The sequence below is a fragment of the Corynebacterium sp. TAE3-ERU12 genome (genome assembly GCF_019209905.1).
Lineage (GTDB): Bacteria > Actinomycetota > Actinomycetes > Mycobacteriales > Mycobacteriaceae > Corynebacterium.
Genome location: NZ_JAHUTM010000001.1, coordinates 442,273 through 462,909, shown reverse-complemented (window position 1 = coordinate 462,909; position 20,637 = coordinate 442,273). Strand labels below are relative to the sequence as shown.

Sequence of the window (20,637 nt, the reverse complement as noted above, 5' to 3'; positions counted from 1 at the left end):
GAAAAACGGGGATGTCTTTGGGCCCGAGTTTAGTGTTGCTCAGCCCCGAGGCGGGCACACGCCAGCATCCAGGGCAATAATGCGCTGCTCAGCCCAGGCGGATTGCACCTCATCGTGCTGGCGACGGGCCTGCGGATTATGGCGTGCGGCAGCACCAATGGCGATTCCGCAGTCGCCACCGCCAGCCCCGGAGCTTTTCGCGGCATACCCGTGCTCGGTCGCGATATCGGCCAAAGCTGCCAGCCGTTGGGTCTCAATCGTCAGTCCGCGTTGGTGGGCGTAGTCGGCCAACAGCTGCCGCGCCTGCGCCATAGCGGTGCGCACCACGTCGAGCTCAGCGTCGGCAAGCCCCTGCCATACCTGCTGGCTCACCTGCGCCGAGCCGGCATGAAAATCCTCCACTGCCTGCGCCGACGGGGTGGCCGCCCGGGCTTTGGCCAGCTGCGCATCAGTTTTCATGGGGCTGCCTGTCCACCCAATGAGCAGCTCAAGTTCTGCGGGCCAACACGTGTTGTCCAGCACCAGCCCATCCCAGTGCGTGCCGACGCTGGCAGCACCGGCCTCGGCATAACCGGCCAGGTCGGCGTCGCTAATGCGGGCGTAGCGCACCACTGCCCCGGCGGCACTGCACGCAATATCGCCCGCACTGCCCAAAGCCCGGGTGCGCGCAGTGGCAATAGCGGCGGCTTGGAATAATTCCAGCGCACTGAGCTGCACCTGCGCAGCAGAGGTGATCGCCTGGATCACGGCCACGGTGACCGCCCCCGAAGAGCCCAGGCCATATTTGCGACCCGTCGCGGCATCATCAAGACCGGACTCGATCTGAATATCCACGGCGCGGCACTCCTGCTTGCCGACGCGGTGGGCAACCAGCTCAAAACCCATGCGCACAGCGGCGGCCACAATATCGCCTGTCGGCCAACCGGCTGTGTCGACCCGACCATCGTGGACTGTGTAGCTGCGCCCAGCCGCGTCGAATTGGGCGGAATACACCCTCGCCTGGTGGGGCGAATCGGTTTGGCGGGCGGTAGCGGTGACAAAACGGTCGATACCGGCGATGACTGCGGGCACACCGGGGCGCATCACCGCATACTCGCCAGTGAGGTAGAGCTTGCCGCAGCCGGCACCGAAACCAGCAGCGTCGGCAGGCGCAGTCGGCCAACCCGTCGGGGCGTCTGCAGGGCCGGTCATTTACGACACCAGGCGCGCGCCCGGGCCGGACCCGGAAACCAACACATCAATACCGGAGAACTCGGCGCGCACACGCTCGGCGATGGTCTCAGCATCGGCGGGGCGGCACAGCACCTTCACATTCGGCCCAGCATCCATGGTGGCGTAGCCCTCGGTTCCTTCCTCGCGCAGCTTTTCCACCAGGTCAAGCGCGGCGATGGTCTCCGGGGTGAAATAGCGCACCGGCGGCACCGCCGCCAGCATCGTCGCATGCATACGCAGCGCATTCGACTCGGCAAGCTCCCCAATGCGCGTCACATCAGCATCAGCGATGGCCTGCTTCATTTGCTCAAGCTCATGTGGCACTGATTCCACCCAGGCGGGGTACGACGGGGCGGTCTCGCGGGTGCGTCGCATCGCCTCACGGGAACCGATCTTCTTACGGCCCGGCTTCAGCACCGCCATGACCAGCGCCACATCCACATCAGAATCCGTTAGCGGCTGGGCGTAGGAGGACGCATCATCATCGCCGGGCAGCCACTCAACAAGCCCGCCGAAAATAGAGCGGCAAGCAGAGCCAGAACCACGCCGGGCCAGCGCAGACAGTTCCCGTTCAGTCAGGTCCATGCCGTAGGCGCGGGCGGCAGCAACCGCGAGGGCAGCAAAACCAGAAGCCGAAGAGGCAAGACCAGCGCCGGTGGGAATCTCATTAACACTGTCCACCACAGCGTGCGGCAACTCGGCGGCGGCAATGCCATGACGTGCCGCAGCACGCTCGCGAACCAGCTGCAGGAATTTCTGCACCCGGCCGGACTCCTTCGCCGACATCTGTTCCCCACCAAGGATGGTGGTATCGGTCTCAAGGGAAGAATCCGGGGTGACCGTGGTGCGCGTCGGCGCAATACCCAAAGTCAGCGACAAACTCCCGGTGGCGGGAAGCTGATTAGCCTCATCGCGTTTTCCCCAGTACTTAATCAGCGCAATATTAGGGTGCGCGGTGGCAGTGGCCGGGGCCAGATCCAGGCGACTCATCACACATTGTCCTCGCTAGTAGGGGCGACTTCCATAATCCAGCAGGCCACCGCGTTGGCATCAGTCATGGCACTGCGGATCTCTCGGGCCTGTTCCACCGAATCAGCAAGAGCCAACACGCAACCCCCGCAGCCAGCACCAGTAAGTTTTGCACCCACTGCCCCTGCTGCCCGCGCCGCGGCGACCAAATCGGTGACCGCCTCATGGCCCACACCAAGCTCATCCAGGATGGTCTGGGCCTTATCCAACACAGCGCCAAGCGCGGCGATATCACCGTCGGCAAGCAACTGTTCGGCCTGGGCAGTTAACGCCCCCAAAGTGTCCATCAGCTCGGTGCCGCGCGCGCCACGCGAATCCACAAAACCACGCACCCGCGCCACCGCATCAGAAGTTGAACCCCGCACACCGGTGTCGCCCAACACCACCCACATGCGCGCCCCCAACTGCAGCGGGCGTGTCGTGCCTTGCTGGAAATGCACCGGGGTCAGCGACCGTGTGGCAGTGGCATCAAGGCCCGAGGGGTTGCCGTGCGCAATCCGCTCCGCGCCCTGGACCAGCTCAAAACGCTCCTGCTCAGTGAGCTCAACACCGGCGAAAGAACGCACCGCCTCCACAACCGCGTGGGCGACGGCGGCGGAACCGCCAAGGCCAGCAGAGGTGGGAATGCCAGTGCGAATCCGGATCAGCACATCGGATTCGGGCAGCCGGCAGGCGCGCAATGCCAGCCGGGCGGCCTCACCAATAGGCGCAATTCGGCTGGGCAGCTCATCAATATCAATAATCGAGCCGTCGATACCGAAACGGATGGGGCCTTCCTCGGCATCGGCATACGCCACAGTGCGCAGTGAGGTCACCGGCACCGCAATGGCCGGGTGCCCGTACACCACGGAATGCTCACCGATGAGGATGGCCTTGGCGTGGGCTTCACCGACGGCGTGACTGCAATCCGTCGTACAGTCATCGGCGGTATCGCCATGCACGGGGGGTTCGACAGTAGTCACTGGGCACCACCGGACTGGGACGGAGACTTCACATCAGCACGGCGGGCGGCGACGACTGCTTCCTCGGGCCCATCAATGCCATCAACACCGGAGATATCGAACCCGTAGCGGGCGAATTTTTCCGAACCGATCGCCCAGACGTGATTGAACCAGCGCGTAAACGGTTCCGCGGCGCGCAACCGGGCCAGTTCTTCCGGGTCGGCGAAGACAATCTCATCGACCTCAGCCGGGTCCGGGTCAAGCGTGTCGACGTCAACATAACCGGCGTAGACGTGGTTGTACTCGTGCTCGCTGAGGCCTGTTCGATCATCGTGGACCTGGTAGATCACAATGCCCAATTCGGCGAGGTCGCTGACAGCGCAACCAAGTTCCTCCTTGGCGCGACGACGCACCGAATCCACCACCGGCTCCCCAGGCCGCGGGTGCGAACAGGTGGAGTTCGTCAGCAGCAACGGCGAATGGTACTTCTCCTTCGCACGTCGCTGCAGCAACATTCGCCCCTGCTTATCGAAAAGGAACAGGGAGAACGCGCGGTGCAGGATGCCGGGCGGCATATGTGCCTGCAGTTTGCTGATGGTGCCTTTCACATTGCCGTCGCGGTCGACTGTTTCAACCTGAATATCGGCTTCGCCGGGGGCGAAGCGCTGTTGAAAATCAGGGGAATCCGGCATCTGGCACCTCTACTGCACAAAACGGGACGGTGGGGCTTCTGTCGGCCCTTAGTTTACGGAACCGGCAATCACGCCGAGGCGACCACCGCAGCCAGGCGGCCCGCAATACGCCGGGCGGTCTCCGCATCGGCGGCCTCAACCATGACGCGGAAAAGCTCCTCAGTGCCCGACGGGCGCAGCAGCACCCGACCAGTATCGCCGAGTTCCTGCTCAGCTTCAGCGATAGCACTGGTCACATCAGGGTTCGACGTGATGGTCGTCTTATCAGAAACCGGCACGTTAATCAGGGTCTGTGGCAGCACATTCATCACAGAGGCCAGCTCGGCGAGACTATTGCCGGTCACTGCCATCCGGGCCATCAGGTTCAGGCCGGTCAAAGTGCCATCACCAGTGGTGGCGAAGTCGGGGATCACAACATGGCCAGACTGCTCGCCGCCCAGGGAGTAGCCACCGGCGGCAAGGTCAGCTAGCACATAGCGGTCACCAACCTTGGTGGTGCGCAGTTTGATGTCGTGGGCGTCCATCGCCAGCTTCAGGCCAAGGTTAGACATCACAGTGGCCACGAGAGTGTTGTGATGCAGCAAGCCCTCTTCCTTCATCGCCACCGCCAGGATCGCCATGATCTGGTCGCCGTCGATGATGGCACCGGAGCTATCGACTGCCAGGCAGCGGTCCGCATCACCATCGTGGGCCAGGCCCAGGTCCGCGCCGTGTTCCAGAACGGCCTGCTGCAGCACGTCGATATGGGTGGAGCCGCAGCCGTCATTGATGTTGTAGGCGTTGGGATGATTGTGGATGGCGATCACATCGGCACCGGCGGCCGCGTACGCCATTGGGGCGGCCTCGGAGGCGGCACCGTTGGCGCAGTCAACAACTACCCGGATGCCGTCGAGCTTGCGGGGCACAGCCCGGGATAGGTGGAATAGGTAGCGGTCCAGGCCGTCGGGAGCTTCCTCAATAATGCGGCCAACGCCGGTGCCGGTCGGGCCGGTTTCATCAAGATTGTCCAGCTCAAGCTCGATCTCTTTCTCTACCGCGTCATCGAGCTTGGTGCCGCCGGCAGAGAAGAACTTAATGCCGTTATCGGGCATTGGGTTATGCGAAGCCGAGACCATCACCCCGAGTTCGGCGCCGTAATCGTCGGTAAGGAAAGCCACCGCCGGGGTGGGCAGCACGCCGACGCGCAGCACGTCGACGCCCTTTGCGGCCAGGCCTGCAGACAGTGCTGCGGCCAACATCTCTCCGGACACGCGCGGGTCGCGGCCGACCACGGCAAGCGGGCGGCGTTGGGACGGGCTGGAACCGCGGGTGAGCACCGTCGCAGCGGCAGCACCCAAGCGCATTGCCAGCGGTGCGGTGAGGGTCCGGTTCGCCAGACCGCGAACACCATCAGTTCCGAATAAACGGGCCATCAGTGGCTGCGCCTCCTAGGGCAGGTAGTGCCATTCATTGCTAATTTAAGGATCTATTGTGCCACTGCTGCGGGCACTCTTCGCACTATCGGGTTAGAGCAATTCACCATTGATGTGTCCCAGGCCACAAATCAAGGATCTGGTGATAACCCTCACGAGCGACTTTTATAGAGTGTTGAGAAGTTTCTTACGCTCCTAGCCCGCTAAGGGGGACCCAGCATGGCGGATTCTCTGGCTCACCGCACGCGGCGAACGCGCCACACATCCCGGCGCATTCTCGCAGCTATATGCGCTGTTTTGCTACCAGCAATGGCGCTGACCGCTTGCTCGACAAACCAACAAAATGTCGCTGAGGGCGTTATCGTCGCTTACGGCTCCGAACCACAAAACCCGCTGGTGACCACCAACACCAACGAAACTGGTGGTGGCGAAATCCTCAAGACGCTCTACTCCGGCTTGGTTCGTTATAAGGCCGATGGCGAAATCGTCAATGATCACGCAGAGTCCATTGAAGCCAATGACGACTCCACCGAATTCCGCATCAAGCTCAAGCCGGGCTGGACGTTCACCAATGGTGAGCCGGTCACCGCGCAGAGCTACGTCGACGCGTGGAATTTCGGCGCCTACGGGCCCAATGCCCAGTTCCAGCAGTCCTTCTTCGACATCATTAAGGGCTTCGACGAGGTTTCGGCTGTTGACGCCACAGACTCGACCATGTCGGGCCTGAAGGTCATCAATGACCGCGAATTCGTCGTCCAGCTCTCCCGGCCCGAGTCAACCTTCCCACTCCGGCTGGGCCATTCCACCTACATGCCGCTGCCTAAGGTGGCCTTTGAGGACATCGAGGCTTTCGGCGAACACCCCATTGGCAATGGCCCGTACAAGCTGATCGACGGCAAGGCGTGGCTGCACAACAACTCGCTCACCGTGACCCGTAACGACGACTACGCCGGTGAAGTAAAGGCTCAGAACAACGGGGTGAAGTTCCAGTTCTACTCAGACCTGGATACCGCCTATGCGGACCTGCTTTCGGGCCGTCTCGACACCATCGGCAACACGGTGTCCCCCAACGCACTGGCCAGCTTCCAGACGGACTTCCCAGAGTCGTCCCAGAACGACCCGACCGCCTCTAACCAGGCATTCATCATCCCGGAATGGTTGCCGCACTTCAGTGGTGAAGAAGGCCGTCTCCGCCGCGCCGCCATTTCACAGTCCTTCGACCGTGACCTCATTACCGAAAAGATCTTCTTCGGTACCCGCACCCCGGCAGTGGAGTTCACGGCCCTGACGCTGGGCGATGTGGAAACGGACATCCCGGGCAAAGAAGTCCTGACCTATAACCCCAAGCGCGCCAAAGAGCTCTGGGAGCAGGCTAATGAGATCGCGCCGTGGGAAGGCGACTTCATCATCGCGTACAACGCCGATGGTGGGCACCAGACCTGGGTGGAGGCAGTGACCAATATGATCGGCGCCACCCTGGGTATTGAGTCACACGGCAAGGCCTACCCGACCTTCAAGCAACTGCGCGACGAGGTCACCAACGAAACCATCACCACCGCATTCCGTTCCGGCTGGTTGGGTGACTGGCCCAGTGTGAACAACTTCCTCGACCCGCTGTATTCCAGCAATGGGGCCTCCAATGACGGCAACTACCAAAACGAGGAGTTCGACCAGCTGCTGCAGGACGCCGCCGCGGCACCTAATGAGAAGGAAGCGGCCGAGATCTACCGCCAAGCCCAGGCCATTTTGATGCGCGACCTGCCCGCCATCCCGCTGTGGTACCCCAACGCCTCAACGGCGTGGAACCCGGAAGTCGGTGGCGTGGAAATCAGGTGGGATGGCTACCCCTCCTACCAAAAGATCACGAAGGACTAGGCCTCATGCTGTGGTACATCGGACGACGAATAATGCAGATGGTGCCGGTTTTCTTCGGTGCCACCCTCCTCATCTATGCGATGGTCTTCGCCATGCCCGGAGACCCCATCGCCGCCTTGGCAGGCGATAAACCCCTGCCGCCAGAACAGGTCGCGGCCCTTCGGGCGCAATATCACCTCGACGACCCGTTCTTCACCCAGTACTTGGAGTACCTGAAGGGCGTGTTCACCCTCGATCTTGGTAACACGTTCTCGGGCCGCCCGGTCTCCGAAGAGATTGCGCTGGCCTTCCCAGTGACATTCAAGCTGGCGATTATGGCGATCATTATTGAAACCGTGCTCGGCATCGGTATCGGTGTTGTCGCCGGTATGCGCAAGGGCGGCTTCTTCGACTCCACCGTCCTGGTGGTCTCCCTGCTGGTTATCGCCACCCCGACCTTCGTGCTGGGCTTCGTTGCCCGCTACCTGTTCGGTGTGCGCTGGGAACTGGTCTCCCCCACCGTCGGCGGTGACGCCACCGTGGCCAAGCTCATCCTGCCGGCCTTCGTGCTGGGCTTGGTGTCGGTCGCCTACGTGCTGCGACTGACCCGCTCTGAGGTTGCCACGGCTCGCCACGCGGATTTTGTGCGCACCGCCCGCGCTAAGGGAATGCCCGCCGGCGAGGTCACCACAAAGCACATCCTGCGTAACTCCCTCATCCCGGTTGTCACCTTCATTGGTGCCGACCTGGCCGCACTGATGGGCGGCGCCATCGTGACCGAGGGCATCTTCAATATTCCCGGTATTGGTGGCCTGGTCTTCCATGCCGTTCAGATTGGTGAAGCCCCCACTGTGGTCAGCGTGGTGACCATCCTGGTGATTTTGTACATGCTGGCCAACCTGATTATTGACCTGCTCTACGCCGCTCTTGACCCGAGGATTCGCTATGCCTGATAACACCACTGGAAACGCTTATCCCCGCACGGGCCGCTACGTCGCCCCGATTGATGACCGCGACAACGCCATCGCGGCAGAACGCGCCGGCCAGGCCATGCCAGAAGACGCACCCCCAGCCGGCCTGTGGCGCAGTGCATGGCGTGACCTGCGACGACGCCCACTGTTCTGGGTCTCGGCGGCCATCATTGTGCTCGTGGTCCTCGTCGCCGCCTTCCCCGGCTTGTTCACCAGCACCGACCCCACAGAAGCGGACCTGGTGCGCTCCCTGGACCCGGCTAGCCCCGGGCACCCGATGGGCTTCACCCAGCAGGGTTATGACGTCTATTCCCGAGTAATCTACGGCGCCCGCGCTTCGGTGATTACCGGCATCGGCGTCACCTTATTGGTGACCCTGTTCGGTGTGATTATCGGTTCTATAGCCGGGTTCCTCGGCGGCTGGTTCGACACCATCCTGTCCCGCATTACCGACGTATTCTTCGCCATCCCGCTGATCCTGGCCGGCATTGTGCTGATGCAGCTGTTCACCGACCGCACGACCGGTTCGGTGGTGCTCGTGCTAGCGGCCTTCGGTTGGCCGCAGATGGCGCGCGTGGTGCGCGGCGCGGTTATGAGCGTGAAGAACGAGGAGTACGTCACTGCCTCCCGCGCCTTGGGGCTCAGCCAATTCGGCATCCTGGTCAAGCACGTACTGCCCAACTGCTTAGCCCCGGTCATTGTTATGGCCACCACGTCGCTAGGCATCTACATCGTCGCCGAAGCCACCCTGTCGTACCTGGGTATCGGCCTGCCCCCAACCACTGTTTCGTGGGGCAATGACATCTCCGTGGCGCAGCAGGTGCTGCGACAAGCCCCGCACAACCTGTTCTGGCCGGCAGCAGCGCTGGCATTAACCGTGTTGGGATTCATCCTGATGGGTGACGCCCTGAAGGATTCCCTCGACCCGAAGGAGCGTCGTCGATGAGCGTGCCACTCAGCACACAATCAGCCACCGACACCAATGAGCCGCTGCTGAGCATGCGCGATGTCAGCATCGCCTTCCCCGGTGAGCGCGGCAAACCAGCCACCGAAGTGGTCAGCCACGCAGACCTTGAGGTCTACCCCGGGGAAACGGTTGCCATCGTCGGCGAGTCCGGTTCCGGTAAGTCCACCATCGTTTCCGCGGCAATGGGCCTACTGCCGCCAGGTGGCGCTGTGACCAGCGGCACCATCCGCTTCGATGGTTCAGACATCACCCACGCCAGCGAACGCGAATTCCAAAATATTCGCGGCAACGGCATCGGCCTGGTCCCCCAGGACCCGATGACCAACCTCAACCCGGTGTGGACCATCGGCGCCCAGGTCCGCGAGTCCCTGCGGGCCAATAACATCGCCAGCGGCTCCGCCGCCCACGACAAGGCCGTCGAACTGCTCGAGCAGGCAGGCCTGGAAGACGCGAAAAGCCGCGAAGGCCAGTACCCGCACCAGTTCTCCGGCGGTATGCGCCAGCGTGCACTGATCGCGATGGGCCTGGCTGCCCGCCCGAAGTTGCTGATCGCCGATGAGCCCACCTCCGCGCTCGACGTCACCGTCGCTAAGCGCATCCTGGACCACCTCAGTGGCCTCACCAAGGAACTGGGCACCTCTGTGGTGCTGATTACCCACGACCTTGGTTTAGCTGCCGACCGTGCCGACCGCCTGGTCGTCATGGAACGTGGCCGCATCGTCGAATCCGGCCCTGCCGCCGACATCCTCTACGACCCACGGCACCCCTACACCAAACGCCTCATTGCGGCCGCGCCGTCCTTGGCGGCCCGACGTGGCGACCGGGTGGTGAGCACCCCGACCCGGCCGGATGAAGAATGCGCCAAGATGGTGGTGGCCAAGGACCTGCGCCGCGAGTTCTCCGTGCCGGGCGATAAGCCGTGGCGCAAGGACACGTTCGTCGCCGTTGATGGCGTGAGCTTCACACTGCGCCAGGGCCGCACCATCGGCATCGTCGGCGAGTCCGGTTCCGGTAAATCCACGGTGGCCAATATGGCCCTTGGCCTGCTTGAGCCGACCGCCGGTGAAGTGCTTTTCGACGGCGAACCGGTCCACGGCCGCAACCGCAAGCAGGAACTGGAACTGCGCCGCCGGATTCAGCCGATCTTCCAGAACCCGTACGCGACGCTGGACCCGATGCGCTCAGTCCACGCTGCGATCGAAGAACCGCTGAAGATTCACGGTGTCGGTAACCGTAAGGAACGCGCCGAACGGGTCGCCGAGATGCTCGACCGAGTGGCGCTGCCGAAGGCAATGGCCCGCCGGTTCCCGGTGGAACTATCTGGCGGCCAGCGCCAGCGTGTGGCTATCGCCCGCGCCTTGGCCCTCAACCCCGAGGTTGTGGTGTGTGATGAGGCGGTGTCTGCACTGGACGTGATTGTGCAGGCCCAGGTGTTGGAGTTGCTGGCCGAACTCCAGGAGGAGCTTGACCTGGCCTACCTGTTCATCACCCACGACCTGGCGGTGGTGCGTCAGGTCGCCGATGAGGTCATTGTGATGGAGGCCGGCAAGGTCGTCGAGCACCGCGAGACCGACGCTCTCTTCGACGCCCCGGAGCAGGAATACACCCGCAAGCTGCTGGATGCTATTCCTGGTGCCGAGTTCGACCCGGGTCGTTAAACCCCGCACACACCCGGGTCGGTGTAGTCCCCCTCAACCCACTGGTCAAGGGCGTCGCGAATGGCCCCGACATAGGCCAGCGCCCCCGGTGGGGTGGGGTGGACAAGGTCTGCGCGCAGCCGGGTCACGTCTGCTTTGGCGGCGTGGCACCAGTCTGCGATAAAAACATTGTCGTATTTCTTCCCGGCGGCGAGGATTTCCTCCTCAGCCTCAGGCATGTACCACCGGTCCCCATAGGGCAGCACCAGCACAATGACCCGGTCCGGGCCGAGTTGCTCAATGATGTCATCCAGCAAGCCCTCGTACGCCCCTGATGATGGTCCATTGGTGCCAAAACCCAGCACCACAAACGGGTCTAGGGTGCCGTTGGCTTCCATTGCTTGGGCAATAGCAGGCACTGATTCCCAGTGCCGGGAGACATCACCGTCAACATAAATGCCAGGAAACTCGGTTTGTAGCGCGTCCAGACTGGCCAACATCACCGAGTCGCCGATGGCTGTGATCTGGTCGCCGTCGGGGAACTCCCGGTCCTCGGTGACCGCAAGGTCATCGGCCTTATCTGCGTTTTGTTGTTGTGCTGCCGCCGCGGCAAGGTCGCGTTCCAGCGTGGTCTGCTGCGGGGCAGTCAGGATCGACGCCCCGGTGGCCAGCACCGCAAGGGTGGCAACAGCGGGGACGGCGAACCGGATCTGGGGCCGCGCGGCACACAGCTGAGCCAGCACAGCGCGGTAGCCATGCCGACGAATCGGGGTTTCGATCCACCGGTACGACCATGCCGACAGCGGCAGCGAGATCACCAGCGATGCCACACCAGCAAGGGCCGGAACATCACGAAGCGGGCTGCGCACCAGCACCGCTGAGACCAACACCATGACCGGCCAGTGCCACAGGTAGAGGCTGAATGAGCGCTCCCCCAACCAGCGCAGCGGGGCGAGAGCGAATAACCCAGCCGTGGGGCCAGCACCACGAACAACGGCAAGCAACAAACCGGCGGTGCATACCGACGCGAGGAACAGGCCACCCCGGTAGGTGATGGTGGCGGTGTCTGGCAGCACAAAAAACAGGGCGATAAGTCCGAGCAGCCCCAGGATGCCCACTACTGCTGCAAGGGCCTGGTTTTGGGCTGGGCCGCGGTCGAATGGCCAACTGTCCGCAATGGGCGATGGCGCCCGCGTCGTTAACGCAAAAGCAAGGGCCGCGCCGAGACCAAGGCCGAAGATATGCGTATCGGTGCCGTAGTAGACGCGGGTGGGGTCTTCGCCGGGGATGTGGAGCCAGGCCATCCATAGCGCAGCTGCCACAGAAAGCACCACGGCGAATACGACAGGTGCCCGGTCTGGGTTGGCCCCACGGCGCCGGATAATGGCGTAGAGCGCGATCAGGGCTAGTGGCCAGATGATGTAGAACTGCTCTTCTACCGCCAGTGACCAGTAGTGGGCGAAAACTTGCACACCCTGGTCAGCGAAATAGGACTGAGATTGGGCGATCTGGGTCCAGTTGTTGACGAAGAATAGTGAGCCGAAGAACTGGGCCCCCAGGCCCACTGCGGGGTCACCGCCGACGAGCCGGGCCGCAATGACACCCACAATAAGGACGAAGGCTGCGGCTGGCAGGATGCGGCGCACCCGTCGTTTCCAGAAGGTGGCCAGGTTAATGCGGCCGGTGGTGGCGTGTTCGCGCACCAGCAGTGAGGTGATGAGGAACCCGGACAGCACGAAAAACACATCGACGCCGAGATAACCGCCGGGCAGTAGGCGACCAAAGAAGTGGTACAGCACGACGGCGGCGACGGCGAGTCCGCGCAGTCCATCGATAGCTGGGACGCGCCTAATGCGACCAGGGCGGACTGCTGCGGTAGGTGTCGTCTGCGCAGACGTCAATGTAGCCAAAGTGGGTACCTCTTGGTGGGCTCGGCAGGGATTCCCTCAATATAGAACCGGTGTGAATTTGTTGTAGCTGCGGCTCCTAGAAAGGCCAAAACGCCCCATCCACAATGAAGTGGACGGGGCGTTTTCGCAGTAAATCGAGGATTAACGCTTCGAGTACTGCGGTGCGCGACGGGCCTTGTGCAGACCGGCCTTCTTGCGCTCGACGGCGCGGGCGTCGCGGGTGAGGAAGCCGGCCTTCTTGAGCTGGCTGCGCTCCTCGGGGTTGTACTCGTTAAGAGCACGGGCGATAGCCAGGCGCAGGGCGCCGGCCTGGCCGGAGGGGCCACCGCCGTGAATACGAGCACGGATGTCGAACTGGTTCTCGCGCTCCAGCAGGACCAGCGGGTCCTTGATCTCCTGCTGGTGCAGCTTGGACGGGAAGTATTCGTCCAGGGCGCGACCATTGCATTCGATCTTGCCGGTGCCGGCGGTCAGGATGACGCGAGCGACGGCGCGCTTACGACGACCGACGGTCTGGATGGGGTTTTCCAGGGTGGCCGGCTGAACCTGGGCGATGGACTCCTCGGCGGGAGCCTCTTCCTCGGCGACAACATCGCCGATGGTCGAGGTCAGGTCCTCGGTGGCGGAGGCGGCAGCGGCCTGCACGTCATCGAAGGTGGCCTCGGTGTTCTCTTCGGCGCCGGCGCCGTTGTTCTCGGGGTTGGTCACTGGGACACCGCCTTGATCTCGTAGTTCTCGGGCTGCTGACCGGCGTAGGGGTGCTCGCTACCGGTGTAGATGTGCAGCTTCTTGATGGAGGCACGGGACAGCTTATTGTGCGGCATCATGCCTTCAATGGCTTCGAAGATGACGCGCTGCGGGTGAACATCAAGGGAACGACCGAGGGTCATGGACTTCAGACCACCCGGGAAACCGGAGTGGCGGTAGCGCATTTCCTTAGCGCGCTTGGAGGCCGGGACGTCGACCTTATCGGCGTTGATGATGATGACGTGGTCACCGCAGTCAACATTGGGGGCGAAGTAGGGCTTGCGCTTACCGCGCAGCAAAGAGGCGGCGTGCGTAGCCAGACGGCCGAGGCGCACATCAGTGGCGTCGATGACGTACCACTTGCGCTCGATGTCACCGTCCTTGGGGTGGAAAGTAGTCACATTGACTCCTTCTTTTGCAGGTACTGCCGGCCAGGCATACAGTCCAACCTCACCCCGGCGGCCGGTGGAGACCCGAGAAAAGGCGTGCGCAATGACCGGTACCGGCCATCGCTTCCTGTACGCAACTCCACCAAGGTACACCGCCTGCCCGGATGTACCAAAGTCTGGGCGGATTGGGCTACGAAGCGACAGAGACGGAATCACGCCACCGCGGGGCTACGTATAGCTTCCGTCCCGAGGCGCACTTCACGACTACTGCACCAACTCCCCCGACCAATTCCCAGCCCCTGGGGTAAACGCGGACTTTTCGGGCGCCTGCGCTCGACATGGTTAGTGCTATGAACACACCGACAGGAATGATAAAGCTGTTATAAGCGCGTGTGACAGCCGACTGAGGCAGGAGATGCGACTGGTGTGCACAAGGGTCTATCCCCATCGATGAGATCCGCGCCGTTTCACCTGCCTCGTAACGGCTAACAAGCCGTAGTTGCCTTCCACGCCAGGAATTACGTGCCGTTCTCTACTAACTACAGCGAGGAAGGACATCTCCGAGCGCATGGATAGAAAACCCGCAACGGCCCTACTCATTGCTGGCGTTATCGCTACCGTCATCAGCTTCATCCCATGGCCTGATGTCGACTACGAGACACTGCCGGTATTCCACATGATCGCGCTGCACCTAGGTGTTGGCGCGATACTGGGGGCGCTGTTCGACGTCGTCCTGCGAAAAGTACCCACCAAGTACTTCCTGTTCGCACTCCCAGTTGTCATCATCACCGGTTTTTATCTGGTGTACTGGTATCTCGAGCACATGGCTGAGCCCTATATCTTTGCGCCATCGTTACTGCTGTACCCGTTGGTTGGTTTAGCGCTGGTGCCGCTCGCACGAGCAGCCACGCAGTCGAACTAATTACCTAGCTGCCCCACAACAAAGCGGCAGAGCGGTGAAACCGCTCTGCCGCTTCAGCACTAACGCTAGGCCCAGCTTGCTGCGGCCTGGCGGTTGATATCGGCCATGCGGTCATTGCCCTCGCCGACGACGCGGGCGATGGATTCCAGGATCAGGTTCAGTTCAGCTGCTGCAGTATCCCAGCGGTGCTGGGCGTCCTGGTAGGCGGTGGCGGACTCGCCTTCCCAGGTGGCCACCATGGGCTGGATGCGGGCCTTGAGTTCATCAAGCAGGCCCTGGATGCGGGCTGAGGTGCCGCGGATATCGTCGACGCCAGCGGCAATGCCGCCGAAGTTATAGCGGATGGTGTCAGACATTATTATTCTCCCCCGATTTTTGTGACTGGTGCTTAGAGGTTGAGCAGACCGGCCCCGCCGGCTGCGACTTGATTGACATCGGCAACACCGGCGTCTTCACCGGCGTCGAAGGACCGTGAGTTCGCCCGGATGGTTTCTGAGATATCCCCCAATGCCCCGGAGAGCTGCTGGGCTGCCATATCCCACCGCACCATCAGGTCATCGAAGGCGGTCTTGGCTTGGCCCTGCCACTGACCGGCGAGACCGTCGACAGTGCCGCGCAGGCGGTTAAGTTCCCCCTGGACCTCGGCGTTGACGCCGTCGACGGCCCCGGCGGTGGTGACCATAGTGCTGGTTTCGCTGGCAAAGATTGCGTTGCTCACGCGTTCCCCCCTTTCTTCCCGGAGTCTGCCCCCGGGCTCGTGTCAGCGCCGGCTTTTCCGGGCTGTCACTTCTTTGACGCCACGAGTGGGGTCAACGGTTCCGTCTTTTTCCCGCCACTACCCCTGGGCTACCCCCGGCGTGCTGAGCGTGCCGCCTCGGCGCAGACGGTGCGTTGTTCCGGGCGCACTGCCCCGCGCACCTGGCAACCCACGCTGACCTGCACCCCATCGGAGATGTGGTTATGCCACAGCACCACGGTGTCATCGCCGGGCCGTTGGTCGTAGAGCACCATCGGCATCCCGGTTACTGTCGCTGCCCGTACCGCCGAGACCTCCGGGTCACTATCGGCGCGTCGTGAAAGCTCACTGCGCAGCACATCGAGGTCCACATCAGGCTCAATATCGGCGACTGAGACAGCAATGCGCATATCCCCGCCGTCGTGGACTACCAGCATTGCGTCGATCGCCCCGGGAACAACATCCCAGCCCTTCGGCATGGTGATCACTGCCCCGGCCCCACGCAATTCCACGGTGCGTGGCGGCACTGGAGTGGGTTTTTGGGTGGTGAATGTGCTTGCCGACGTTGTGGGCTCCGGTGCGGCTTCGGCCACAGCAGCATCGATGGCTCTATCGGGTACTCCCGACAGCACCGCCCACACCCCAATAGCTGCCACAACCACGACTGCGCCGACAGTAGCCGCCACCGCGATAGTTGTGTCGCCCCGCTCTGTTTGGTGCTTGCCGGCGTTTTCAGCGCGCCGGCGCAGTTGGTCAATATGTTCATCCGGATCGGCCGGTTGCAGATCATCTTCCAGATCCTCTTCAGCGATGGTGGCAATCTCGTTGACACAGCCCACAGCGTCGGCAAGCACATCTGTGGGCACGGCATAGACCAGCAGATTCCGCCTGCGCAGCTCGTCGACCACCTGGGGCGGACCAGCGATGATGTACTCCGCGTCGGCATCGTCGACGAACTGCCGAATAATATCGGCGGGCCGGCCGGTGTGGTGCAGCAGTGTGGACTGGTTGGTCCCACCGTCGTAGTCGAGCTCAGTGATACAGATGCGGTGCGGCTCCACCTCGGCGAGCACGCTGCGCTTCGCGATAGGTGCTTCCAGCCTGCTCAGCGCCTCGGCCAGGGGCACACACGGCACCTCGTCAGCGTCGATGTGCTCATGTAATGCAGCCTGCAGCAGCTCGGTGCGGTGTCGGCCCCAATACGACGGGGTGATGACCACCCGCACAGCACCACAGCTGCGCAGCGCACGGGCGATGGCCTCGTCGTCCCCATCCGGGTCGCTGGTGTGTGGCCCCCAATAATGCAGCACACCGGGTGCGGTGCCGGTCATGATTTCTCCTCCGCGGCAGGCTCATCAGTAGCGACCTGAACCACCACCGGCGGGCGGCCATGGGCGACCCACCGCCCCCGGCCCGGCGGGCGGGCATCTGGGTTCACACCGAAGATCGGGCCATCCTCCCGGGTGCCGTCCAGCACCAGCGCCACAGCACCCTGGTTGCGCACCCCGCCGAGCACCTGGTCATGCAGCGCACGCACCGCGCCACCAATCCGGCGGGCAATGATGAGGTGCAGCCCAATATCGGCAGCGTGGGCAATGCACTCCGCTAGTGGGGCGAGCGGGTTGCGGCCAAAACCACTGACCAGGTCATAGTCATCCACCACCACGGCGATCTCGGGGCCGTCCCACCAGTCCCGGGCCGCCAACTGGGCTGGGGTGATATCCGGGCCAGGCAACCGATCCCGCAGCACCTGGGCGAGCTCAGCGATCATCGGCTCGGCCACGGCAGCTGAGCCGGCGTACCCGGCCAGGCGGTCGGCGGGCACGGTCTCCAGCAGGCCGCGGCGATAATCGACAACCACGCACTTCACCGATGGTGTGGCCTCGAGCAGGCCAGCAATCACCGTACGCAGAGTGCTGGTGCGGCCAGACCCGGCGGAGCCGACAATAATAAGGTGTCGGTCCGAATCGGGGCGGAAGAACACCGGGGCCAGGGCCGCCTCATCCAAGCCGATGGGTACCACTGCCGTCGTCTCGGCCACGTCGGCCACGTCGGCATGCCCACGCACCTCCACGAGACCCACATACTCAGGCAACATCCGCAGCTGTTCGACATCCTGGTCACCGCGGTCGCGGCAGGCCTGCGCGGTCTGTTGGCTATCCGACGGGGTGGTCTCGGCGACGAGCATCGCCAAACCACCCTCGGCCAAGCCCCGGCCCGGCGACTGCGGCACCGCGCGGGCCCGCTTGCGGTCGTAGATGGAGTCGATCGCCTCGGCCTGGCGCAGCTCAAGCCGGGTTCCCAGCAGGTCGCGGATTGCTGGGCGCAGCTCTGTCCACCTGTGCGCGGACACCGCAATATGGATGCCGACCGCCAACCCGTCGGCAATGATCCGCTGCACCCGGTCAGCCAGGTCCTGGTGGTCCGTGCGCAGTGCCGGGAAATTATCGATGACCAGCACAATGTCACTGACCCCGGCGGCGCGGGCAGCTGCAGCGCTATGCCACCCGTTCTGCCTATTGTGGCTCTCCCGCTGGGCGATGCGGGCATCGATGGCGGCGATGGTGCGGGTGATGCGGTCGGTATCACCGCGGTGGGCAACAGAACTGACATGCGGCAGGGCCTGCAGGTCCGCCAGCCCGCCCGCACCGTAGTCAACGATGTGCATCTCAAGGGCATCAGCGCTGGTCGTTCTGGCCATTGCGAGCATGAGTGTGCGCAAGGTGGTGGTTTTGCCGCTGCGGGGCGCACCGACGACGGCAACGTGGCCACCGGCACCGCGCAGGTCCACAATCCGGGGATCTTGGCGCTGCTGCAGTGGGTTGTCGATCATGCCGATAGTGGCGGTCAGCGGCGCCTCATTCGGGTCCGCGGGCAGTTCGTCGAGACTGACCGAGTCCGGCAGCGGCGGCAGCCACACCTGGTGGGCACGGTCCTGGTAGTGCTGCATGGCGGCCACTGCGGCACTGAGGGTGGTGGTGTCGTCCTTTGCTGCGTTGCCGGGCGCGACCGGCGCGGGCGGTGCGGGCGTGGTGTCCGGCGTATCAGCGGTAGGCAGCACGAAGGGCACCACCCCGACTGTGCCGTCGGCATCGCCACCGCCGCGTGGCCGCACCCCCACCGGCGGCGGGCCGGAGACATAGGCGGCCCGGAACCGCACTGGGTTATCGGCATCGGTTTTGAGGAAGCCCGCACCTGGTTGGCTGGGCAGCGTGTGCGCATCCGGCACGCCTAAGACGGTGCGGGATTCCGCTGCGGAGAAAGTTTTCAAACCAATGCGGTACGACAGGTGCGAGTCAAGACCACGCAGCCGCCCCTCCTCCAGGCGCTGTGAGGCCAACAATAAGTGCATATGCAGCGAACGGCCCAGTCGGCCAACGGCGACGAAAAGTTCGGCAAACTCTGGGCGGTGGCCCAAAAGTTCGGAGAACTCATCGACCACAATGACCAGGGCGGGTAGTGGCTCAAGATCGGTGCGCCCGGCGCGTCGGGCTGCCTCGTATTCAGCCACACCTGCAAAGCCACCGGCGGCGCGGAGCACTTCTTGGCGCCGGGTCATCTCACCGGTAATGGCGTCGTGCATGCGGTCTACCAGGTCGAGTTCATCGGCCAGGTTTGTTATCAGCGCGCTGACATGCGGCAGGTGTTCAACGCCAAGGAAGGTGGCGCCGCCTTTGAAATCGACGAGCACAAAATTGAGTTGTTCGGGCGGATGTGTGCTGGCCAGAGCAATAACAACGGTGCGCAGGATCTCGGACTTGCCGCTGCCGGTAGCTCCGATACACAGCCCGTGCGGCCCGACGCCGCCTTCGGCCGCTTCCTTCATGTCCAGGTGCACCACTGAACCCTCGGGTGTGACACCAATGGGGATGCGCAGCCGGTCGCGGCCAAGGCGTGCGGGCGCATCGATCTGCGGCGGCGGTGGGTCGAGGCCCAGTTCGGCAAGTACGGGTTCGCGCCTGGGGCCTTCATCGGTATCGGTCGTGGTGTGCCGGCCGCATAGCCTGCGAGCGAGAGCTTCCGCGCTGGCTGGCCCGAGGGTATCGGCGGCGGCGATATCTTCATCGCCGGTTGCGGTGGCGACGATGATGCGGCCGTCGGCAAGCGTGATTGCCAGGCCCCGGTCGATGGCGGCATCCCAGAGTGCACCGCCGCTGGCGCTGGTGTGGATTATCACCCACCCGGGGCGGTTCAAGGTAGCGCTCAGCAGGGCGTCGGCGTCGGCATCGCCATCGACAATAACCACCGTGAGCTGCGGCGCGGCACCTTTGCGCACGAGTTCCACACCAGCCTTGGTCGGCCGCAACGGGTGGTAGTGCGGCGCCCATTTCAGCCACTGCCAGTGTTCAGAACCACCCCAGGTACTCACCGCACAATCATCGGGGTGGTGGAAGGTGAGCAGGTGCGCGATGACAGCATTGGCCACCTCCCGGGTATCGGCCGGGGCGCCGGCGAAAGCGATGACCGGAAAGTCCGGCAGAGCAACAGCAATCGGCAGGTCCGGCACTGAACGTGAGGACCGGATGATGCGGCGCAGCGCCACCGCGCCAACCGGGTCGAGTGTGTCCGGGGCAGCAATATCCGGGGCGACAACCGGGGTGGCCGGGGACATCACACCGCGACCGACACGCACCTGGCCGAAGCGATCATCGCCGGCCCTGCGTTCCCACAGCCGCTGGGTGCCAGTAAGACTCCACAAGTCCCCCGGGTCTGGGTGGACATGTGCCATATGGGTGCGCTGCGCGTTGACGGCCTGCACAATTGCGCGCCGCACGGACACCAGATGCCGCTGGTAGTCGCGCCGGATCGCCGATAAGTCAGTGCCGCGCTGCGCTCCACCTGCGAGCATGCCGACGGTGGATACCACCATGAGCACGGGAAACAGGAAGGTCATGGGGTTGCGCGCCGCCCCGGAGACCACCATCACCGCAACCATGCCGCCCACACCGACGAGCATCACGATGGGCAGCAGAATCCGCACCAACGGGGTGCGTTGCGGCTCTGGTGCCTCCGGTGGCGGCTCAGGCCGGATCTCCCCATCGACAAGCGGTGGTGGTTGTGGGCTCAGTGGTGCTGGTCGGCGTAATTCGGCCGCGCCGGAGTCGGCGCCCCGCTCCCCTTCGCCGAGTCGCGCGTGTTGCTGCTGACTGACCGCCACGGTGTACCCCCCATATATGCCCCGGTGGACGTCGCAGACAGCATAAGTCAGCATGGTGGG

General features: G+C 63.5%; 17 protein-coding genes. 5 read left to right on the top strand and 12 right to left on the bottom strand.

Annotated elements, in window-relative coordinates; genetic code table 11:
- Positions 1-39: 39 nt before the first annotated feature.
- From KRX51_RS02070 to glmM, 5 genes are all read right to left on the bottom strand, one after another.
- Positions 40-1,191, bottom strand: coding sequence for a phosphomevalonate kinase (locus KRX51_RS02070; RefSeq protein WP_218361291.1), 1,152 nt, complete (start codon positions 1,189-1,191; stop codon positions 40-42).
- The gene (mvaD, locus tag KRX51_RS02065) at positions 1,192-2,202 is read right to left on the bottom strand and encodes a diphosphomevalonate decarboxylase (RefSeq protein WP_218361290.1); all 1,011 of its coding nucleotides are present in this window, start codon (positions 2,200-2,202) and stop codon (positions 1,192-1,194) included.
- Positions 2,202-3,203, bottom strand: a complete 1,002-nt coding sequence (mvk, locus tag KRX51_RS02060; RefSeq protein ID WP_218361289.1) for a mevalonate kinase — start codon at positions 3,201-3,203, stop codon at positions 2,202-2,204. Before mvk ends, mvaD begins: the two co-directional genes overlap by 1 nt.
- On the bottom strand, positions 3,200-3,874 hold the full coding sequence (gene idi, locus KRX51_RS02055; RefSeq protein ID WP_218361288.1) for an isopentenyl-diphosphate Delta-isomerase: 675 nt from the start codon (positions 3,872-3,874) through the stop codon (positions 3,200-3,202). The genes mvk and idi overlap by 4 nt, the downstream gene beginning before the upstream one ends.
- A gap of 68 nt (positions 3,875-3,942) precedes the next feature.
- Positions 3,943-5,286: a phosphoglucosamine mutase gene (gene glmM / locus KRX51_RS02050; protein WP_218361287.1), complete on the bottom strand. Its 1,344-nt coding sequence runs from the start codon at positions 5,284-5,286 to the stop codon at positions 3,943-3,945.
- A gap of 309 nt (positions 5,287-5,595) precedes the next feature.
- On the opposite strand from glmM, the gene KRX51_RS02045 reads away from it, so the two are divergent.
- From KRX51_RS02045 to KRX51_RS02030, 4 genes are read left to right on the top strand one after another with little or no spacing between them, the layout of a single operon-like run.
- Positions 5,596-7,161, top strand: a complete 1,566-nt coding sequence (locus KRX51_RS02045; RefSeq protein WP_255549345.1) for an ABC transporter substrate-binding protein — start codon at positions 5,596-5,598, stop codon at positions 7,159-7,161.
- A gap of 5 nt (positions 7,162-7,166) precedes the next feature.
- A complete protein-coding gene (locus KRX51_RS02040; protein ID WP_218361285.1) occupies positions 7,167-8,093 on the top strand; it encodes an ABC transporter permease in 927 nt (308 codons plus the stop codon).
- On the top strand, positions 8,086-9,057 hold the full coding sequence (locus tag KRX51_RS02035) for an ABC transporter permease (RefSeq protein WP_218361284.1): 972 nt from the start codon (positions 8,086-8,088) through the stop codon (positions 9,055-9,057). The genes KRX51_RS02040 and KRX51_RS02035 overlap by 8 nt, the downstream gene beginning before the upstream one ends.
- A complete protein-coding gene (locus KRX51_RS02030; protein WP_218361283.1) occupies positions 9,054-10,736 on the top strand; it encodes an ABC transporter ATP-binding protein in 1,683 nt (560 codons plus the stop codon). Before KRX51_RS02035 ends, KRX51_RS02030 begins: the two co-directional genes overlap by 4 nt.
- Here KRX51_RS02030 and KRX51_RS02025 read toward each other — a convergent pair.
- The 3 genes from KRX51_RS02025 to rplM form a co-directional block, all read right to left on the bottom strand.
- The gene (locus tag KRX51_RS02025) at positions 10,733-12,616 is read right to left on the bottom strand and encodes an acyltransferase family protein (RefSeq protein WP_218362222.1); all 1,884 of its coding nucleotides are present in this window, start codon (positions 12,614-12,616) and stop codon (positions 10,733-10,735) included. The genes KRX51_RS02030 and KRX51_RS02025 overlap by 4 nt on opposite strands.
- Positions 12,617-12,766: 150 nt before the next feature.
- Positions 12,767-13,333 (bottom strand): 30S ribosomal protein S9, encoded by a 567-nt coding sequence (gene rpsI / locus KRX51_RS02020; protein ID WP_218361282.1) that lies wholly within the window; start codon positions 13,331-13,333, stop codon positions 12,767-12,769.
- The gene (gene rplM / locus KRX51_RS02015) at positions 13,330-13,773 is read right to left on the bottom strand and encodes a 50S ribosomal protein L13 (protein ID WP_218361281.1); all 444 of its coding nucleotides are present in this window, start codon (positions 13,771-13,773) and stop codon (positions 13,330-13,332) included. The genes rpsI and rplM overlap by 4 nt, the downstream gene beginning before the upstream one ends.
- 556 nt (positions 13,774-14,329) lie before the next feature.
- On the opposite strand from rplM, the gene KRX51_RS02010 reads away from it, so the two are divergent.
- Positions 14,330-14,683, top strand: a complete 354-nt coding sequence (locus tag KRX51_RS02010; RefSeq protein WP_218361280.1) for a hypothetical protein — start codon at positions 14,330-14,332, stop codon at positions 14,681-14,683.
- Between the two features lie 65 nt (positions 14,684-14,748).
- On the opposite strand, the gene KRX51_RS02005 is transcribed toward KRX51_RS02010, so the two are convergent.
- From KRX51_RS02005 to eccCa, 4 genes are all read right to left on the bottom strand, one after another.
- Positions 14,749-15,039: a WXG100 family type VII secretion target gene (locus tag KRX51_RS02005; protein WP_218361279.1), complete on the bottom strand. Its 291-nt coding sequence runs from the start codon at positions 15,037-15,039 to the stop codon at positions 14,749-14,751.
- 32 nt (positions 15,040-15,071) lie between these two features.
- Positions 15,072-15,401: a WXG100 family type VII secretion target gene (locus KRX51_RS02000; RefSeq protein ID WP_370624978.1), complete on the bottom strand. Its 330-nt coding sequence runs from the start codon at positions 15,399-15,401 to the stop codon at positions 15,072-15,074.
- 128 nt (positions 15,402-15,529) lie between these two features.
- The gene (locus KRX51_RS01995; RefSeq protein ID WP_218361278.1) at positions 15,530-16,750 is read right to left on the bottom strand and encodes a type VII secretion-associated protein; all 1,221 of its coding nucleotides are present in this window, start codon (positions 16,748-16,750) and stop codon (positions 15,530-15,532) included.
- A complete protein-coding gene (eccCa, locus tag KRX51_RS01990) occupies positions 16,747-20,577 on the bottom strand; it encodes a type VII secretion protein EccCa (protein ID WP_218361277.1) in 3,831 nt (1,276 codons plus the stop codon). The genes KRX51_RS01995 and eccCa overlap by 4 nt, the downstream gene beginning before the upstream one ends.
- Between the last annotated feature and the right edge of the window lie 60 nt (positions 20,578-20,637).